General features: G+C 46.3%; 18 protein-coding genes. 3 read left to right on the top strand and 15 right to left on the bottom strand.

The genetic code is table 11. The features are described from left to right. Positions 1-17 precede the first annotated feature (17 nt). Positions 18-956, top strand: a complete 939-nt coding sequence (gene ppk2, locus SULKU_RS05150) for a polyphosphate kinase 2 (RefSeq protein ID WP_013459880.1) — start codon at positions 18-20, stop codon at positions 954-956. Positions 957-1,038: 82 nt separating this feature from the next. Here the strand turns inward: ppk2 and thrC are convergent, their stop codons facing one another. Further along, positions 1,039-2,508 carry a threonine synthase gene (thrC, locus tag SULKU_RS05145; RefSeq protein ID WP_013459879.1) on the bottom strand — a complete coding sequence of 490 codons (1,470 nt, stop codon included), beginning with the start codon at positions 2,506-2,508 and terminating at the stop codon, positions 1,039-1,041. Positions 2,509-2,678: 170 nt separating this feature from the next. On the opposite strand from thrC, the gene SULKU_RS05140 reads away from it, so the two are divergent. Continuing rightward, positions 2,679-3,089 (top strand): hypothetical protein, encoded by a 411-nt coding sequence (locus tag SULKU_RS05140; protein WP_013459878.1) that lies wholly within the window; start codon positions 2,679-2,681, stop codon positions 3,087-3,089. Positions 3,090-3,122: 33 nt separating this feature from the next. Here SULKU_RS05140 and SULKU_RS05135 read toward each other — a convergent pair whose 3' ends face one another. The 13 genes from SULKU_RS05135 to SULKU_RS05075 all read right to left on the bottom strand — a co-directional run bounded on the left by SULKU_RS05135 (position 3,123) and on the right by SULKU_RS05075 (position 16,734). After that, the gene (locus SULKU_RS05135) at positions 3,123-3,989 is read right to left on the bottom strand and encodes a TraB/GumN family protein (protein WP_013459877.1); all 867 of its coding nucleotides are present in this window, start codon (positions 3,987-3,989) and stop codon (positions 3,123-3,125) included. After that, positions 3,989-4,426 carry a nucleoside deaminase gene (locus tag SULKU_RS05130; protein ID WP_013459876.1) on the bottom strand — a complete coding sequence of 146 codons (438 nt, stop codon included), beginning with the start codon at positions 4,424-4,426 and terminating at the stop codon, positions 3,989-3,991. Before SULKU_RS05130 ends, SULKU_RS05135 begins: the two co-directional genes overlap by 1 nt. 31 nt (positions 4,427-4,457) lie before the next feature. After that, a complete protein-coding gene (gene mog / locus SULKU_RS05125) occupies positions 4,458-4,985 on the bottom strand; it encodes a molybdopterin adenylyltransferase (protein WP_013459875.1) in 528 nt (175 codons plus the stop codon). Beyond that, positions 4,986-5,501, bottom strand: coding sequence for a pimelyl-ACP methyl ester esterase BioV (gene bioV / locus SULKU_RS05120; protein ID WP_013459874.1), 516 nt, complete (start codon positions 5,499-5,501; stop codon positions 4,986-4,988). After that, the gene (locus SULKU_RS05115; protein ID WP_013459873.1) at positions 5,488-7,155 is read right to left on the bottom strand and encodes an AAA family ATPase; all 1,668 of its coding nucleotides are present in this window, start codon (positions 7,153-7,155) and stop codon (positions 5,488-5,490) included. Before SULKU_RS05115 ends, bioV begins: the two co-directional genes overlap by 14 nt. Further along, entirely contained in the window at positions 7,130-8,377 is a 1,248-nt protein-coding gene (gene mtaB, locus SULKU_RS05110) for a tRNA (N(6)-L-threonylcarbamoyladenosine(37)-C(2))-methylthiotransferase MtaB (protein ID WP_013459872.1), read from the bottom strand. Before mtaB ends, SULKU_RS05115 begins: the two co-directional genes overlap by 26 nt. Next, positions 8,374-10,002: a mechanosensitive ion channel domain-containing protein gene (locus SULKU_RS05105; protein WP_013459871.1), complete on the bottom strand. Its 1,629-nt coding sequence runs from the start codon at positions 10,000-10,002 to the stop codon at positions 8,374-8,376. Before SULKU_RS05105 ends, mtaB begins: the two co-directional genes overlap by 4 nt. Continuing rightward, entirely contained in the window at positions 9,999-11,054 is a 1,056-nt protein-coding gene (gene aroB / locus SULKU_RS05100; RefSeq protein ID WP_013459870.1) for a 3-dehydroquinate synthase, read from the bottom strand. Before aroB ends, SULKU_RS05105 begins: the two co-directional genes overlap by 4 nt. Before the next feature lie 79 nt (positions 11,055-11,133). Beyond that, positions 11,134-12,540, bottom strand: a complete 1,407-nt coding sequence (locus SULKU_RS05095) for a COG3400 family protein (RefSeq protein ID WP_013459869.1) — start codon at positions 12,538-12,540, stop codon at positions 11,134-11,136. A 114-nt stretch (positions 12,541-12,654) separates the two neighbouring features. Next, complete coding sequence (gene nifT / locus SULKU_RS05090; protein ID WP_013459868.1) at positions 12,655-12,867, bottom strand: putative nitrogen fixation protein NifT; 213 nt, start codon at positions 12,865-12,867, stop codon at positions 12,655-12,657. Positions 12,868-12,981: 114 nt separating this feature from the next. Beyond that, complete coding sequence (locus SULKU_RS05085) at positions 12,982-14,646, bottom strand: FAD-dependent oxidoreductase (RefSeq protein WP_013459867.1); 1,665 nt, start codon at positions 14,644-14,646, stop codon at positions 12,982-12,984. After that, a complete protein-coding gene (locus SULKU_RS05080) occupies positions 14,636-15,757 on the bottom strand; it encodes an aldo/keto reductase (RefSeq protein WP_013459866.1) in 1,122 nt (373 codons plus the stop codon). The genes SULKU_RS05085 and SULKU_RS05080 overlap by 11 nt, the downstream gene beginning before the upstream one ends. Further along, on the bottom strand, positions 15,757-16,734 hold the full coding sequence (locus SULKU_RS05075) for an iron-sulfur cluster assembly scaffold protein NifU (RefSeq protein WP_041666744.1): 978 nt from the start codon (positions 16,732-16,734) through the stop codon (positions 15,757-15,759). The genes SULKU_RS05080 and SULKU_RS05075 overlap by 1 nt, the downstream gene beginning before the upstream one ends. Positions 16,735-16,940: 206 nt before the next feature. Here SULKU_RS05075 and SULKU_RS05070 point away from each other — a divergent pair, with 206 nt between their 5' ends. Further along, positions 16,941-17,336 carry a P-II family nitrogen regulator gene (locus SULKU_RS05070; RefSeq protein WP_013459864.1) on the top strand — a complete coding sequence of 132 codons (396 nt, stop codon included), beginning with the start codon at positions 16,941-16,943 and terminating at the stop codon, positions 17,334-17,336. Positions 17,337-17,400: 64 nt separating this feature from the next. On the opposite strand, the gene SULKU_RS14990 is transcribed toward SULKU_RS05070, so the two are convergent. After that, the gene (locus tag SULKU_RS14990) at positions 17,401-17,544 is read right to left on the bottom strand and encodes a hypothetical protein (protein WP_013459863.1); all 144 of its coding nucleotides are present in this window, start codon (positions 17,542-17,544) and stop codon (positions 17,401-17,403) included. Between the last annotated feature and the right edge of the window lie 134 nt (positions 17,545-17,678).

Below are 17,678 nucleotides of genomic sequence, written 5' to 3'. Positions count from 1 at the left end.
AAAACGAGGAGCTATATATGGGTGCAACACGTGCGATGGCAAAAACAGAAATAGCCGAAGCTCAAAAAATAGAAGATGTTATTCACGATGATCGGCGAAAAACAAAAGAAGAGAACGAACAGGAACGCCGAACAAAGAGCAAAGCCGAAGAGAGGCTCCCCGTATGGGTCAAAAAATCGGTTTTAGAATACGAAAAAGAGCTGAAAGATCTCCAAATCGAACTTCTTAAACTTCAAAACCATGTAAAAGACCAGGGGTTGAAAATCCTGATGATTTTCGAAGGGCGCGATGCGGCAGGCAAAGGGGGGACGATCAAACGGATCACCGAACACCTCAATCCCCGCGGCGCGCGTGTCGTGGCGCTTGACAAACCCTCTGACGTCGAAAAAACACAATGGTATTTTCAGCGCTACGCCGAACACTTGCCAAGTGCCGGGGAAATCGTCCTGTTTGACCGCAGCTGGTACAATCGCGGTGGAGTTGAGCCCGTTATGGGATTTTGTACTCCCGAAGAGCATCAGGACTTTTTGAACCATGTCAGCGAGTTTGAACGGATGCTCGTCAACTCGGGAATCATCCTCTTTAAATTTTATTTTTCGGTCTCAAAAGCCGAACAGGCAAGACGGTTTAAAGAGCGTAAAACCGATCCGTTGAAACAATACAAACTCTCCCCTGTCGATGCCAGATCACAAGAGATGTGGGACAAATATACCGTTGCCAAGTACTCTATGCTCCGTGCGTCTCATACCGGCACGTCACCATGGATCATTATCCGATCCGACAACAAGAAAAAAGCCCGTATCAACTGTATCAAGCATATACTATCAAGTGTTCAATACCCGACAAAAAATCCGCCGGATCTAAAAACGTCAAAAAAAGTTCTGATTTGGGGAGATGAAGAGATTAACTTGATGGAACCGAGTATGCTGGCAAAAGAGTCGCAGAAAAAAGGCTAAATATTTTTGCCTCGATAGAGGCAAGTGTAGCCAAACGGAGTTCACGTACTCTTTAAAGTATTACTCCGTTGGCGTTCTAAAATTATAAAAATTTTAGAATTTCAGCTTCAATATTCTCTTTTTCGATTACCGTTGCCTGAGTAACCGGTTTGCTAAACAGCCCTTTAATCATCGCAGGGATCGGTGTTTTAGCTGTCGTTGAAATGGATTCCAATGCATCGATATCGTTAGCGTCTTTCTCACCCGTAAGAGCATTGGCGATCGTCGGAGAAAACTTCGTCCACTCGGCAGTCGAGTAAACGATTGTTTTAAGCGGTTTGGTCGCACAGCAGTCATACGCTTTGAAACAGGTCGCCGTATGCGGATCCATCAAATAGCCGTGATCGAATGCCTCTTTGATATACCCTTTCCCCTCGGCGCCGTTACAGTAATCGGCCGTAAAAAGGTTTTGCAGTTTCATCGTCTCATTATCGCTAAGCGCATAGAAACGTTCCGCTTCCAACCCTGCCATCAGCTCTTTGGTACGCTCATATCCGAAGAGATCGAACAAGATGCGCTCGACATTGCTGGAGATCAAAATATCCATAGCCGGGGATGTCGTAGCGACGACATGCTCCCCACGCAGATCATAGCGCCCCGTATTGATCAAACGGGTCAAAACATTGTTCTCATTCGAAGCGATAATGATTTTCTCGACCGGAAGACCCATTTTATAGGCGTAATATCCGCCCAGCGCATTCCCGAAATTCCCGCTCGGAACATCAAGATAGACTTTTTCACCCATTGCGATGACGTTTTGGCGAACGAGTTCAAGGTAGCTGTGGATGTGATAGATGATTTGAAAAATGATCCGTCCGAAGTTGACCGAGTTTGCCGCAGAGAGGGAGATATTTTTCGCTTTCAGGGCATCCTTAAACGTTTGAGACGCCAAAAGCTTTTTCAATGCGCTTTGAGCATCATCAAAATCCCCTTTGATCCCGATTACTTTGAGATTTGAGGCATCCTCGGTCACCATCTGAAGACGCTGAACATCCGACGTACCGCCGTCAGGATAGAGGCAGGCGACACGGACGTTCGCTCTGTTTTTGAACGTCTCTAGCGCCGCAGGACCGGTATCACCGCTGGTTGCTGCCAAAATCAGATACTCTTCACCGCGCTTTTGGGCGATGGAGCTGAGTACGACACCGAACGGCTGCAACGCCATGTCTTTGAACGCACGGGTCGGACCGTGATAGAGCTCGCTTACATAAAGATCATCACGAACTTTGACAACCGGTACAGGATTGGTCGGATCATCAAATTTATCGTAAAGTGACAGTGCTTCGTCAATGACCGATCCGTCAATATCGATCGCAAGTGTTGTCAACAAATCTTTTGCCAACTCTTTATAGGATGAATTCAGATGTTTCGTAAGAAACGGCTCACCCAACATCGGAAGGCTGCTGGGGACATACAACCCGCCGAACGATGCGATAGGACTTAAAATCGCCTCTGAAAAAGTCACCTGCTGTGGATGGATTCCGTCATTTCCGCGTGTTTCAATAAATTTCATTAGATCCGCTTTATAAAATTTTCGTGATTATAACAAAGTGGCCATCAGGGAACGCTTAGAAATCAAGAGATAATCAAAAAGGATGCTCCATTGTGTGAGTGACGATAGGATTAATTTATATTTAATAAACATTCACATATAGTATTGGTAACGTCATTCAAGGAGTTTTCATGGGTAAAAGATTTTTAATAAGTGCCATTGCGGTTTTAACATTATCCACAGCAGCAAGCGCTGCAGGGCAATATGATTTAAAAGATAATATGCTGAAGCTTAATACTTATATGAAGACGATGCAAGCCGGTTTTATTGAAGGGGATAAGCAAAAAGCATTACATGCAGCGGAAGCACTCGGGGTAGAGAGTGAAAAGCTCCTGGGAAATGAAGAGATGATGCGCAATAAACTTCCTAAAGATAAAGCTCACAAAGCCCGTATCGCATCAACCTCGGCACATTTGATTGCCGACAATGTCGAAATAATCAAAACAAGTATGGACAACGTGCGTCGGGATACGGCACAAAATGCATATCTTGATATTCAACGCGCGTGTATGCGCTGTCATAACCTCGTACGCGACTGGTAAAAAGGTACGGCTTACGCCGTATCCATAAGCTGCTTATTTTCCTTTTTCAAAATACTCGACTTTGTATCCTTGTTTTCGAAATTGCTCCAATAATCCGTCCCGACCCAATAGATGCATCGCACCCACAAGAACGAATCCCCTCTTCTCCTCATGTAACAGCGCAATGAGTTTCGGCATCCACGCCTCATTTCGCTGTTTTAAAATGATGCGGTACATTTCCGGCGAGCTGTTTCGCATCTCGTCTACCAGCTCGCGCTTCAAGCGCTCGGTTTTTCCTTCACGCCACTCTTTTACCATCCATTCCATCATGGAGGGAAATGCATCCATATCCCTCAGAGTCTGCAGAATCACCGCATCCTCTTCCCCTTTTCCGATCTCGGTTATGATCGCACTCTGCTCCTCTATACTCTCCAGATAGCGCTGCGGGAGGCGGTCAGCAAGGGAGCGCCGGTTGTAGTAGCCATCCACCCCGTTTTGATCTATCCCGATGGATGAGAGTTTTAATTGCGAAAGGGTCAGTATCACCGCCCAGGGCCGCATACGATCGAACATTTCGATTTTGTAGCCTTGTTTATTGACATAATCTTTGAGCTTTGCATAGGTCTTCGCGGAAAGTACGGCGGATAGATTCCGGTTTGGGGGAAGCATCATTTTTTGTGCCAATGTGCGCTGAAGCGTCTGGCTGTTTGCCAAAGCCAAGTCGGTCTCAAATACGACGTATTCGGATCGTTTATACGCTTCGTCAAACTCTTTTGGCAAAGGGAAATCGCCTGAGCGAAGGACGTGGATCGTTCCAGCGATATAGATCGCATGGTTGTCCTTATCGCTGATTTTCCAGACACTCGATTGGGCACAAAGGTGTACATAAAGAAAAATGAGCGCAATTAGAACTTTCATCATTATTCGCCGATATCTTCGTCCCAAAGTATCGGATTTTCATGAATGAAATTTTTCATCATTTCGATGCAGTTATGATCATTGAGGACATCGATTGTCACACCGCGGGATTGAAGCAGTTCCTCTTCCCCCATGAAATTTTCGTTTTCACCGACGACTACCTTCGGAATACCGTAAAGCGCTATCGCACCCGAGCACATCGGACACGGAGAAAGTGTCGTGTAGAGGGTGCACTCTTTATAGAGCGAAGCACTGAGCCTTCCGGCATTTTCAAGGGCATCCATCTCGCCGTGCAAAATCACACTCCCCTTTTGGATACGGCGGTTGTGTCCTCTGCCGATAATCTTCCCGTTATGCACCAATACCGATCCGATGGGGATTCCCCCCTCCTCTAAACCTTTTTGGGCTTCTAAAAGAGCCTCTTTCATAAACGGATCCATACAAACTCCTTATAGCAGGTGTATTGATATTTTACGACTGTTTCGGGCGAAACGCTTTGATAACCTCTTCGTTGCACTCCAGATACGGCCCATCGATCAGATCGATACAGTACGGCACAGCGGGAAATACCGCGTCCAGACACTCACGGATCGATTTCGGTTTCCCCGGAAGATTGATGATAAGGCTTTTACCTCGGATTCCCGCCGTCTGACGTGACAAAATTGCCGTAGGAACGTATTTGAGGCTCACTTGACGCATCAACTCGCCGAAACCCGGCATCATCTTCTCGCAGACGTTCTCCGTCGCTTCGGGGGTCACGTCGCGCTTTGCAGGACCCGTTCCCCCCGTCGTTACGACGAGACAGCACCCCTCGCGGTCACACAATTCCATCATCGTCTCTTCGATCGTGTCTTGATTATCAGGGATACAGCGGTAGACGATCTCGTGTTCGGATTTGAGGTAATCTCTCATCGTGTCCTGGATCGCTACCCCTGAAATATCTTCGTAAATCCCCGCACTCGCGCGGTCTGACGCGGTAATAACCCCTATCTTTATCATTTAAACTCCTGTTTGTAAAAAATGGTTTCCCCGTTTAATAGAGGTGACGGTAGCATAGGGGAGAAAAAACTCCCGTGCCCCCGCAACATCGATAACCTGATCTTCCAGCCCTAAATAAACCTCAATAATGATCCCTTTGGCACGGATAGATTCCATCAGTTCACCCGTCCACTCAAAATAGAGCAGTTCCTGAAGCGACTCCGCATCGTTGTTCCCTAAGGTAATCGGTTTGATCGGAGAAGGTGCGAAACAGCTCGTGATAAAGTTATCGAGATACCGTTCGGCATCTTTAAAGTATCCCCCCATCTGCAGGCGGCGAAACGACTCTTTTTTCGTCTGAAAAAAAGCGGGGGAAAAAAGTTGAAGGGTATCGATCCTCTCACGGGCATATAACGCATACTGCGCCGCTTTGATCGCACCGTAGCTGAATCCCGCTACCGTGTAGTCACTGTGCTTTAAATACGGATCAAAGAAGTGCTGATCATCCGCGAGGGCGAATCCGCTATAAAATCTCATGCATCGTGGCTCGGGCAAGGGCTTTGGAAATATGTTCGTACTCGTCTAAAATCGCTTCGAATTTGGATAGGATTTTTTCATTCCGCTCCAGAAGCGTACTCATCTCGGTGTAGAGACGATCCATCAGTTTGGCTTCATCCTCTTCTGAGGGGAGGACACTGCTCCCCATGCCGTATTCGTAAATCATTGCATGCACCAGATCTTTGGCGACGGAGAGATCATGCGACGCGTTGCTGGCATGTTCGCCGAAGCGTAGATGCGAGGAGGCGATACCGGCCAAATGCACCCGAACGTGTGCCTCGATCTCATGCCGCAGCTGCGGTTCCGCCGTCGGTGGGGTGATCGCATCGTTGGTGAGGGTGATTTTTTCGTAAGGGAGATCGAACCATGTCGCGGCAAACACTTTCCCCGCCTGATAGCGCACCTGATAGCGCCGCTGCTCGTCACTGAGCATCGCGATCTTCTTTTTCCCGAACATCACTTTGTCTTTGACCGCCAGAAAATGCTCCTGTTTTACCTGAATCTCTTTTTGGCGCATACACAGCAATGCCGCTTCGTTGACCAATGCCGCCAACGACGCACCGTTAAACCCGACCGTCATTTTGGCGACATCGCTCACGGAGAGATCATGGGGAATATGGCGGAGATATTTTTGCAAAATCGCTTCGCGCTCGCTCGCGGTCGGAAGCTCGACAAAAATACGGCGGTCAAACCGCCCCGCACGCAAAAGTGCCGCATCCATCACATCGATATTGTTCGTCGCGGCGATCACGACGATACCGCTCGTCTCTTCAAACCCGTCCATCTCGGTGAGAAGCTGATTGAGAGTTCCTTCGCGTTCGTCGTTTCGCCCCCCCTCGCGTTTTTTGCCGACGGCATCGATCTCATCGATAAAGATAATCGCAGGGGCATTTTTCTTGGCGGCGGAGAAAAGTTCGCTCACCCGTTTTGCCCCCATACCGACGTAAATCTGCACGAACGAGGCACCGCTTTGGTAGAAAAACGGAACATCCGCTTCGGCGGCAACCGCTTTGGCGATCATCGTTTTTCCAACACCCGGAGGACCTACGAGCAATACGCCGCGCGGCATACGGGCACCGAAACTGTAATAGCGCTTCGGATTGCGCAAAAAGTCGATAATCTCCTCGAGTTCCTCTTTCACATCGCCGATTCCGCCGATATCGCTGAAACGTACCGTCGATTTTGCGGGGGTGACATTGGTTGAGGGGACTTCCGGTTCAGCTGCAGCCGCTGCTTTGACTATCGGAGCCTCCAACGGGGAATCATCCTCAAATCCGAGCCTGTTTTTCCATGCCCAATACCCTGCACCGCCGATAACGGCAAAAAAGAGGAAAAACCATATCCAGCCGTTGCCGCTTTTAGGCTCAATTACCAGATTTGCCGTTAATTCCGGCGGCAGTTGGGAAGAAGAAATCTTGACGACACCCTCATTTTTAGTCGCAAAATAGGTATACCCGTTATCGCTGAACGCTTTTTCTATCTGATTGTTTTCAATAAGTTTGGTGGCTTCTTCGAGGGTTACGGTATTGTCGCTGTTACGCAATAGTGCAAATAGCAGCAACAGTAAAACAATACCCCCCGAAACGATGAGAATAAGCTGATTTCGGTTAAAATTTGGCCATGTTATATTCATTGTGTACCTCGTAATCTTCCAGTGTCATCCAGTCGCCGCTGATATCTTCATTCGATTCTATCACTACCTTGTTGTAAAACTGATCGTACCCGATGTAACGGTTGTCTTCACCCGATTCGATCAATACCTCCAATGGGACAGCTTTCATCGCTTTGCGGAAAGTATAGTTGTTCGATTCTATCAATGCGTTAAGCTCCGCCATCCGCTGTGAGGAGACAGCCCCGTTGACTTCCGGCTTCATCGATGCACTCGGCGTTCCGTCACGCTTGGAATAGGTAAAAGGGTGGATATGGGTCAGGTGAAGGGAACGGATGTTTTCCATCGCCTCCCTCCATATCGCGTCACTCTCTCCGGGATGCCCGACGATAAAATCGGTCCCCAATGCGAATCCTTTAGAATGGAGCATTCCGAACAATTCCTCATCGCTTTTATGGCGGTTACGGCGGTTCATCAAGCGAAGCATTTCGTCACTGCTGTGCTGGATCGCGATGTGAAGATGCCGCTCCAGCCACGGCTCACTCAAAATTTCCCGAAACGATTCGTTGATCTGAATCGGCTCCAAACTCCCCACACGGATGCGGCGAACACCGCGGATCAATGACATTTTTTTCATGAGTTCGGCTATATTGCGTCCCTCTCCCTGTCCGTAGCTTCCGACATTCGTCCCGGTGAGGACAAATTCGCCGAAACCGTTGGAGGCAAGACGTTGAATCTGCTCGAGTATTTTTGCTTCATCCATACTGCGAGCGTCACCGCGCACAAAAGGGATGATACAGTAGCTGCACCGAAAGTTGCATCCCTCTTGGATTTTGATGAATGCACGCGATTTTCCGACAAATTCATCAACGATCGCGTCATCGATATAGTTCAAATCACCGATCTCATAAAATCGGCTCTCCTGTGAAATGAGGGTATTGATCTTCATTTTCTCCGAAGGGCCGAAAACACCCTGTATCTTCCCGGCGCCGAATAAAGATTCCCCTTTGGTATGTGCGCCGCATCCGGTTAGAAAGAGTTTTTTTCCCTGCTTATCCATTTGATTGATATAGCCTCGCACACTTACATCCGCACCGTTGGTCACCGTGCAGGAGTTGACGATGACGATATCAGCTTCCCCTTCGATTTCAGTCACCTCGTAATCACTCAAAGCGCTCATCATCACCTGAGAGTCAAAAACATTCGTGCGGCACCCGAACGTTTTGAAATAGACTTTCGGCTTCATTGATCTTCCATCGACGGCATCGGAGCTTTAGGAGGGATCGGCCCCGTATAGAACGTCTGCGTCGGATAAGCGATCGTGATGTCCGGTTCAGCGTTAAACGCATCGACGATATCGGCAGAAATCGTACTGCGCAGTGTCAGTGTCGCATACGCGTTGGTAAGATACCACGCGCTCACTTTTATCCCGTGAGGAGCGATCAGCGTAAAGACACGCGGTTCAACATTGCTGTTTTTCAGACTGTATTTGTCTCGGAGCTTATTGAGCTGCTTTCGGGTAATGTCGGTATACCCTTTCGAGTATTTACGGCAGATCTCTTTGACCAGATGGGCCGCCTTTTTATGGTTCGAATCAAAAGTGATAATAATGTCGATTCCGTCCCAAACCGTTTTCAGGGCTCCATGCGTATAGTTGGCGATCATAGAGGTAAAAATGTAGTTGTTCGGGACAAATATAATCCGTCCGGCCCGGCGGTTTGTCTCAAGAGTCGTTATTGTAACATCTTCCATCAGCGTAATGCGCTGAAGCGAAATATCGAGTACGTCCCCGACATAGATCATCCCGTCTTTTTCAAAACGGACACGATCACCGACATGAATGGAACCGCCCATTATGATCACCAGCCACCCCAATGCACTCATAAACCAATCACGCATCGCAATCGCCAAACCTGCAGATGCGAACCCGAGAACCGTCGCCAAATAGCCGACATTATCGATATAGCTGAACAAGATAATGAGAATAATCAGTGACACATTGATAAAGGTCACGATTTTATTGGCGGTATAAAAGCGTTCATTATCGGTGATGTAACGCTTGGCGATCCGCTTCAAAAGAAGTGAAATACCGAAAAGAACGACAATGATGACACCAATATTGAGAAGTTTGTAGAGCTGATCTTTAATCTCTTTGTTGATTTTCGCCTCGGTCGACTCGATCCGCTTTTGATACAGATCTGCCGTAGAGATAAGGGTATCGAGTGCGAGTTTAAACTTTTCGACCTGCAGCAGCGTCGCATCCAGCTCAACCTCATAATCCTCTTTCGGATTCAGGCGCATCATATCTTTGTAGAGTGCGACTTGACGCTCCAATAATCCAATGATCTCTTGAAGCTCCTCTTCACGGAGGACATAATCTTTGTACTGGCTGTTTATCCGTTTGACATACGACAATCCGGTCACGATTTCAAACGGGTTGGTGATATTCGGGAGTTCCCCCGCTTCATCCGGTTTCAGCAACGATACAAACGGAGATGCCCCCTGCGCTTTCAGAAGCTCGATCTGATCGGTTAAGACTTTTTGCTTGGCCTGCAGCGCTTCGATTTCCAGTTTGCGTTCTACGGTCGGAGAGCGATCTTCGAGTTGGTTTATACGGTGCTGTACCTCTCGGAGGCTTTTGCGCGATTCCTGATAGGCCATATAGGAGTTGTAGCTTTTGAGCCATACGCTGTTTCCGCGTGAAAGCTCTTTTTGTATTTTGGAAAGCTCGTCTTGCGTGTTTTGGAGCTGTACCTCTTTTGGCAATTCCGTAACGACCGGCTCTTCTACCGCTTTCTCTTCATTTTTGGCGGCATTGAGGGTTAATACGGATACAAACAATGCCGCTAAAAGAAATCGATATCCTCTCACGCACCGGCTCCTTTAAACATCGTTAATATTTTTTTCACCGTGTCAGCTTCGATTTTATCGGTAATTTCAACTCCGCCGATTCCGCGGGGGAGGATAAACGTGATAGCGCTGTCGGCACTTTTTTTATCCAGGAAGAATGCTTGGTAAAATTTCTCAATATCCGTTATCGGATACGAAAGCGGCAATTCGTAACGTTCCAAAAGAGCTTTAACCCGCTCAGCTTCCGAACGCTCCATCAGTCCGCACTCACACGCCAGTTCATTCGCCATAACCATTCCGATTGCAACGCTCTCACCGTGCAGATAAGTCTCATACTTTGTTTCATTTTCGATGACGTGACCGAACGTATGCCCGTAGTTTAATGCGGCACGAAGCCCCTGCTCTTTTTCATCTTCTTCAACAACCGCCGCTTTGGTCTCAACCGCTTTTTTGATTGCGACCAACAGATTGTCCCCTTCACGCAGATCGTGAAGTTCCAGCCACTCGAAAAACGGTGCGTTAAACGTCACCGCCATTTTGACGATCTCCGCGACACCGGCTCCGAATTCACGGGACGGGAGTGTTTTGAGAAAACTCGGATCGATGTAAACCGCGCGAGGCTGATGAAACGCACCGATCAGATTTTTGCCGTAACGGTTATTGATCCCCGTTTTTCCGCCGACACTGGCATCGACTTGAGAGAGAAGCGTTGTCGGGATTTGAATAAAATCGATCCCTCGGTTATAGAGGCTTGCGCTAAATCCCCCCATATCGCCGATGACTCCGCCGCCGAAAGCGACCAGCAACGATTTTCGGTTAAGCCGATGATCGAACATACGGTCCAATATAAATTCAATCGTCTCAAGTGTTTTGTAGTGTTCGCCGTCGGGTATAGTGATGACGTAGACCTCTTTAGCACTTATGCGGGAAAGCAAAGTGTGCAGATGTAGACCCGCCACTTTCGGATTGGTCAGAACCGCTACCTTGCCCTCAAAATTAATCTCCGGCAATGGACCGATCTGGATGGAATAAGAGTCGTCAACAATACGTTTGAGATTGATAGATACCGTCATAAAAAAACCTGATAAATTAAGTTGTTGTGCAAGCAGAACTATGATACTAAAAAATGACTTAAAACCCTCTTGTCAAGGGTTAAATTTGGGTAGGGATGAAAAGTTGGTGATAGTGGCCGAGCTTACGATAAAGCACTTCCGGATCGGTCGAAAAATAGGCGGTAAACGGGTTCATAAACATTTTAGAGGTAAACGGCATTACATGCAGAAAATTCTCTTTTTCACGCAATTCCCGAATCGGATTTGTCTCCTGAGCGGAAACATGAATCGATTTGGAAAAGATGGCGGAGAGGTTGTTAAAATGTTCAATCACCTCACGTTTATGAGTTCCCTCTTCATTGACGTAATCGATCAGTTCCAAATTAAATCCGAACTGGGAAGAAACGTCAAATATGGTCGTTGAAATATTTTCGATATGCCCCTCTTCGCTCAGTATTACGACGCTTTCATGCAAGGATGAGAATGATCTCTCGGCAAGCTTCAGTACCGGAACATTCCCCGCATAAAGCTTTTTACGAATCGATTTTAGGGAAAAAATCTTGCGAGACACCAGAAAAAGACCGATGTGATATTTCTTAATATCGTTGAGTATAGTCCCTTCATCACTGAGTGGAGCATAATCGATTTCAACCGAAACATCCACCCCCGATGAGGCTTTGATCATCCGTAAAATATCAATATTTCCGGGATTGACCACCTTTATAATCAGCGGTTGGCGAAGCTTCTTTTGGATATAAATGCTCCGTCTGACCAACGCCATAATGGAGGAAGTTTTTTCAATACTCATATCGATATAGAGGTAGATTTTAGATCCGAACGGTGCAGGAAACTGTCCCAATTCCCGTTTAATCGCCCGATAGATAGAACGTAAAACTGCCGGATCGCCGACCAGTACCAACGTATCATTGGGCTGAATCATTTTATTGTCGCTGGGGATGATAAGCTGACGATTACGGTAGATAGCCGCAATTTTCCAGTTTTTTTGCTCTATAGAACCTATATGACGGTATACGAAAGAGTTTCCGAACGGAACCAAAACCTCCATAATCTCACCCGAGCCCAACCCGATATTTTTTGCCAAAACCGGGATATTCGGGAGATAATCGATCAAATTGGCGGCAATGAGTTCTTGCATATTTACCCATTCGATATCATCGCACGGACTGATTGTATTCCACAAATCAAGCGCGATGATCCGGATGGAGGGCTTATACAAACGGATATTCTTGATCGTCTGTTCCAAATCGTTCTGGTTTTCCATTACTAAAACCACTTGCCAAAAATCCATTTTTAACAAATTAGAAATTTTGTAAAAACTGGTAGGATCAAATTGAAAAAATTTATACCGTCCGGGATTGTACCCTTCGAAATTTTTTTCGGTAGTTTGGACAATATAGTAGAGATTTTCACTCGTGTAGGTACCGATAACACGTTCAATAAAGTGTTGACCGATAGCTCCGTCTGTGACGATTAAAATTTTTTTCATTAAAGCGTAAACTTCTTAGCGTTCTAAATTTATGGACGAGATTGTACCACAATTGACAATGGTAGTTTTATGACCCAATAAAATGGAACTTGAATTCACACTATACCGATAGGCTTATTCACCTCGTCGAACAGCTACAACTTCAGAAGGAAATTTTTTCGCACACGGTTCAATAAACCATGTTTCACCGTTTGAAAGTTCTACTTCACCGCCCCATTTTTCGTCCGTATCGAACTCGCTTTTTACAATTGTCTCTTCCATGTCTTTTTTAGCGACATAAAATGAGATTGAGCCTTTAGAGTCGTAACGTAGCATAACTTTTGCCATAATATTTCCTTTTTTATTGTTTGAACGCCATCGGAATCAAACCCCGATTGGCTGACTTAATACTGAGTCAACTTCGGCAATAGGCCAAAATTCATTCAATATTACATAAATTCACTACCCGATTTGGGTATGAAAAAGCCGCCGTATTCGATCCCACCAGTCCGAAGAGAGGTGACTCTCGAAACTGATTCGTAAAAACGCTTTTGCCAAACGGCGTATAATAGTATTTGTCTCATAATTCTTGTCATCTTTTTCGGGAAAATCGTTGCGATAATGGCTCCCACGTGACTCTTCACGCGCCAATGCCGACATCACCATCGCTTCGGCGACGGTAAGAGAATTTCGAAACTCGATGATCGATAAAAGCTCTACATTGTCATTGCGTTCTTTGTTAATACAGCACAATCCGGATGACATTTTCATCAGATAATGGACATATTCCAATGCATTGGCCAAAGAGTCATGTGTTCGGAATACCCCGGCATTATTATAGAGGTTGTTTCCGAGGTTACGGCGCATCGTATTGATATTAAATCGGTTTTCACCCTCTAAAATAGACTCGACATACCGAAGCTCTTTGGCTACGATTGCATAATCGATCGGGTGGAATACCCCTTTTTTAGCCGCTGTTGCCGCTTCGCTTCCCGCTAGACGACCAAAATAGGCCGCTTCGAGCAAACTGTTTCCCCCTAATCGGTTGGCGCCGTGCACACCGCTGTAGGCACATTCTCCGCATACAAATACATTAGGGATATCCGTTGACGTATCGTTTCGGCTCCAGATTCCCCCCATCGTGTAGTGAGCCGATGGGGTTATAGGCAAAAGTTCGCTGCAGATGTCGATTCCCGCTCCGTTAAGGGCATGTTTACGCGCTGATGGGAGTTTTTTATCGATCAGTTCTTCCCCTAAATGGCGGAAATCAAGATAGATAGTGTGCCCTGCCAACTGATGGCGTACGATATCACGGGAGAGTTTGTCACGGGTTTGAAGCTCATCGGTAAAACGGACTCCGTTTTCATCGACGATATAGGCTCCCTCACCCCGTGCCGCTTCACTGATCAATGTTCCGCTGTTGGCCAAAGTCGTCGGATGGAATTGTACAAACTCCATATTGACCAATCGCATTTTAGACCGTAAGGCGATGGCGAGAATATCACCGCTGGATTCTTGCGAGTTCGTCGAATGCCCCCGATATATTCCGGCAAAACCGCCCCCGGCCAATACAAGTGATTTACAGGCAAAAGCGATGACATTCGAATCCCGTCTCCGTAACAGCGTAATTCCCGATAATTTGCCGTCAAACGTCGCAATAGAGAGCATTACATGGTTTTGAAATATTTCAACCCCCTCTTTACGGCATTGTACGAGGAGCGTTTGAGTGATCGATGCACCCGTTCGGTCGGCGATATAACAGGTCCGCTTTGCTTTTGTTCCCCCGAAAGGTCTTTGCGCGATAGCACCGTTTTCATCGGTATCGAATTTGACCCCTAAAGATTGAAGCTCTTCAATAATCTCTCCGGCGCCGGCTGCCATTGCGCTGGCTGCCGAGAAACGTCCTAACTTATCCGCACCGTTTAACGTATCGGCGATATGTTCTCGTATCGAATCGTTGCGGGTTGTTTTTAATACGGCATTGATACCGCCCGAAGCAACGGCGGAATTAGATCTGAGCGGATTGCTTTTACAGACAAGTGCGACATGCAATCCCGCACGACGGGCATTCAACGCCGCATACAGTCCTGAAATGCCGCTCCCGACTACAATTACGTCATACAGCATAGCTGTCGCCCATCAACATATTCATAGCCTCTGAAGAAGCGGCAGGAATATATGCCAAAATTGTATTGTCGATCACGTGAGAAGGGTCCACGGCTCCGAATACCGCACTAATGGCACCGGCTGAGCGGGCAAACTGTAATGCACTCGCCACATCGCTAAGCTCTGAGGTATTCATCAACTCACCGATTTTCGGAGCAAACGGCCGCTTAAAAAGATTTTTCTGAAGCAGCGGAGATGAACCGATATAGCTAATTCCGTATTTCATGCACGCATGCATCAGCGGATAATATTTTCCGTCTTCGCATTGCTGATTGGTATAGCCGTACGCATGCGGTTTAGCCAGATTAAACGGACTTTGCAGGTATTTAAACCCGTGATTTTCTCCTCCGACATCCTCTGCGATTTTTACGATTTTGCCAAGAGAAATATACTCGGTGTGATCCTCTTCGTACAAAAATCCGTTCCATGCCGCTACCCCGTATGATCCGATTTTCCCCTCTTCGCGCAAGGTTTCAAAAAGTTCGAATGCCGCCTTTATCCGTGCATAAAACGTCTCTTGATCGACATATCCGAGCTGCGTTTCGGGATTATGCAAAAAGAAAATATCAATCGTATCGATTTCAAGATTTTTCAATGACTGTTCGCAGCTCCAACGCAAAAATCCCGGCGACATACAGTGCTGATCGATAATCACTTCTTCTTTTAGTGCCAGAGCTTTATCGATCATATTCTCCTGAATCCATCCGTACGGATTATTCGGAAAAGGAAAATCGAGGGGGACAAAACCTGCTTTGGAAGCGATAATGACCTCTTCACGTTTGATCTCGCCGTTTGCAAACATCTCATTCAGCGCTTCGGCAATTTCCCTCTCCGACATCTGATAGCGGTAATTTATCGCCGTATCGATCAGATTGATTCCGTTGCGAAGCGCTGCTTTGATAGCTTCGGCATAGTTGATAATATAATTATCCTCTTTATACGGCTCAGGTTTATAGGTTCCGATTCCAAGTGTCGGGAAAAAGAGTTCTCCGTTAAAACGGTAAAAATCTTTAGAATATTTACCGAATTTTTTCAGATACCCGAAGGTTCCCTCTTTGGTTGCGCCAGACATTAGACCACCATCACTCGCAAATTGGATTTAAGTTTGAAATTGAGCATATCCTGCATACCGGCAAGCGTTGTCGTTGTGTTCATCGAACAGCTCATACACTCTCCTTTGTACTGGATGTAGAGTTCATGTCCCTCTTCGGTCTCTTTAAGATCGATCACTTCGACATCGCCGTGGTCGGCTTTGAGTGTCGGACGGATATACTCTTCTAGAATCGATTCGATGCTGCGGAGTTTTTGAACCAGACTCATCGCATTGAAGTTTCCATCCCCTTTAGCCTCTTTGATTTTTTTGCTGATTGCCTCTTTTTGAAGCTCTGCAGTGATTTCTGAGAGCATATCGACGAGATAGACATCTTTTTTCTCATGTCCGCCCGGTTTGATACACGATTTACAAAATCCGCCCGCTTTGGTGTAGTCGGTAATTTGTTCAATTGTTTCAAGTTTGTTCAGACGAATGACTTCTTTGAGGGTATCGAGGCTGACACGGGCACATTCGCAGACGATAAATTCGGTCTCGAACTCGCTCATATCGACCCCTTTATAGATCGATGCCGCTTTTTTGATCACATCATACGCCATAACCGAACAGTGCATTTTTTGTCCCGGAACCGCAGGGATATCTTCATGATCACGCAATGCTTTTTCAACATCGATATTCGTAATTTTCAAAGCTTCGTCGACCGTTTTATCCATACAAAGCTCTGCCATCATATCCGAGCTGGCAATCGCCGTTCCGCAACCGAAACTTTTAAATCGGCTTTTGATGATAACATCATTTTTCGGATCGATCATCCAATAAAGCCGTACAGCGTCCCCGCAGCTCTCCGCACCGAAATCGGCAATTACAAGTTGTTTCTCGGCCGCATCGGCTTCTTCTTGAGTAATTTCACCCATATTGATTGGATCGTTCATCCGCCGTTGCACTTCACTGGAGTACTCTTCCCATAACGCTCCGCCGATTAATGTGTCCCGTGCCATTGTTGCTCCTTGATGGATGATATTATCGGCTAGATTGCAAGTGCCGTTCTTGTTCAAAAACGACATTTTTGTCGTCCTTGAAGCTGCGAACAAAATATGCAGTGTTTTGGGCATGAGTTGTTTATAAAATAATCAGCTTATCGGTAATAGCTCATAAAGAATCAATTTATAATGACATTATCACAAACCACTAAAAGGGGTCCGAAATGGTCCAGATTACTGCCGTATTTAATAAACACTGTCTAAATGATGTTCTTCGCGAACTATTTGATAACGAAATCGAAGGGGTAACCGTTACCGATGTTATCGGAAAAGGTTCCTTGGGAATTGCGGAAAAAAACAATGCGCCCGACTTGTATCCGAAAGTCATGCTCCTTATTGTCGTATCCAATGATAAAACCAAAGAGATTACTATGGAAGCGATCCGTGCGCATACACAGGATCTGGGTCACGGTGCAGGAAAAATGTGGGTCACTCCGGTACTCGAAGTGGAACGTATCCGTACGGGAGAAAAAGACGAATCGGCGTTAACGCAACCTATTCCGCGCGCTATCGCCAAAAGCAACACTCACTTCACTGCTGTCGATACGCCATCAAGCTAACGATTAGCTCTCAGCAGCGCTGAGAGAAGTTTTCTGGATTTTCCCGACCGATATGCCGTCTCGGCTACTCTGTCGCGATTCTTTCACCCTTTTCTATCTTCTCTTTTTTCTTATAGCTTTTGATTTGTTTTTTGATCTCTTGTTTTAACTCTTTTTTGAGCAAATTCTTGACTTGTTTCTTAACGATTTTTTTGATTTTACTACTCATCTGCACCCCTTTTTATTTAGCTATTCATACATGATAGTGCATGTAGCCTTGTTGTAATATTAAACATTTTTATCCAACGTAAACCGCCGCACGTAGATTATGGATCAGCACAGATTAATCAGCATATTATCAAA

Origin of the sequence: Sulfuricurvum kujiense DSM 16994 (assembly GCF_000183725.1) — a bacterium.
GTDB lineage: Bacteria > Campylobacterota > Campylobacteria > Campylobacterales > Sulfurimonadaceae > Sulfuricurvum > Sulfuricurvum kujiense.
Note: the sequence above shows the minus strand (reverse complement) of the source record. Positions and strands in the feature narration are given on the sequence as shown.

Excerpts from the sequence above, each read along its gene's own strand:
- SULKU_RS14990 (WP_013459863.1), bottom strand. The coding sequence starts at position 17,544 with ATGAGTAGTAAAATCAAAAAAATCGTTAAGAAACAAGTCAAGAATTTG.
- nifT (WP_013459868.1), bottom strand. The coding sequence starts at position 12,867 with ATGGCAAAAGTTATGCTACGTTACGACTCTAAAGGCTCAATCTCATTT.
- SULKU_RS05130 (WP_013459876.1), bottom strand. The coding sequence starts at position 4,426 with ATGGATCCGTTTATGAAAGAGGCTCTTTTAGAAGCCCAAAAAGGTTTA.
- SULKU_RS05080 (WP_013459866.1), bottom strand. The coding sequence starts at position 15,757 with ATGTCTGGCGCAACCAAAGAGGGAACCTTCGGGTATCTGAAAAAATTC.
- bioV (WP_013459874.1), bottom strand. The coding sequence starts at position 5,501 with ATGAGATTTTATAGCGGATTCGCCCTCGCGGATGATCAGCACTTCTTT.
- thrC (WP_013459879.1), bottom strand. The coding sequence starts at position 2,508 with ATGAAATTTATTGAAACACGCGGAAATGACGGAATCCATCCACAGCAG.
- aroB (WP_013459870.1), bottom strand. The coding sequence starts at position 11,054 with ATGACGGTATCTATCAATCTCAAACGTATTGTTGACGACTCTTATTCC.
- SULKU_RS05140 (WP_013459878.1), top strand. The coding sequence starts at position 2,679 with ATGGGTAAAAGATTTTTAATAAGTGCCATTGCGGTTTTAACATTATCC.
- ppk2 (WP_013459880.1), top strand. The coding sequence starts at position 18 with ATGGGTGCAACACGTGCGATGGCAAAAACAGAAATAGCCGAAGCTCAA.
- SULKU_RS05135 (WP_013459877.1), bottom strand. The coding sequence starts at position 3,989 with ATGATGAAAGTTCTAATTGCGCTCATTTTTCTTTATGTACACCTTTGT.
- SULKU_RS05085 (WP_013459867.1), bottom strand. The coding sequence starts at position 14,646 with ATGCTGTATGACGTAATTGTAGTCGGGAGCGGCATTTCAGGACTGTAT.
- mog (WP_013459875.1), bottom strand. The coding sequence starts at position 4,985 with ATGATAAAGATAGGGGTTATTACCGCGTCAGACCGCGCGAGTGCGGGG.
- SULKU_RS05075 (WP_041666744.1), bottom strand. The coding sequence starts at position 16,734 with ATGGCACGGGACACATTAATCGGCGGAGCGTTATGGGAAGAGTACTCC.
- mtaB (WP_013459872.1), bottom strand. The coding sequence starts at position 8,377 with ATGAAGCCGAAAGTCTATTTCAAAACGTTCGGGTGCCGCACGAATGTT.
- SULKU_RS05070 (WP_013459864.1), top strand. The coding sequence starts at position 16,941 with ATGGTCCAGATTACTGCCGTATTTAATAAACACTGTCTAAATGATGTT.
- SULKU_RS05095 (WP_013459869.1), bottom strand. The coding sequence starts at position 12,540 with ATGAAAAAAATTTTAATCGTCACAGACGGAGCTATCGGTCAACACTTT.
- SULKU_RS05115 (WP_013459873.1), bottom strand. The coding sequence starts at position 7,155 with ATGAATATAACATGGCCAAATTTTAACCGAAATCAGCTTATTCTCATC.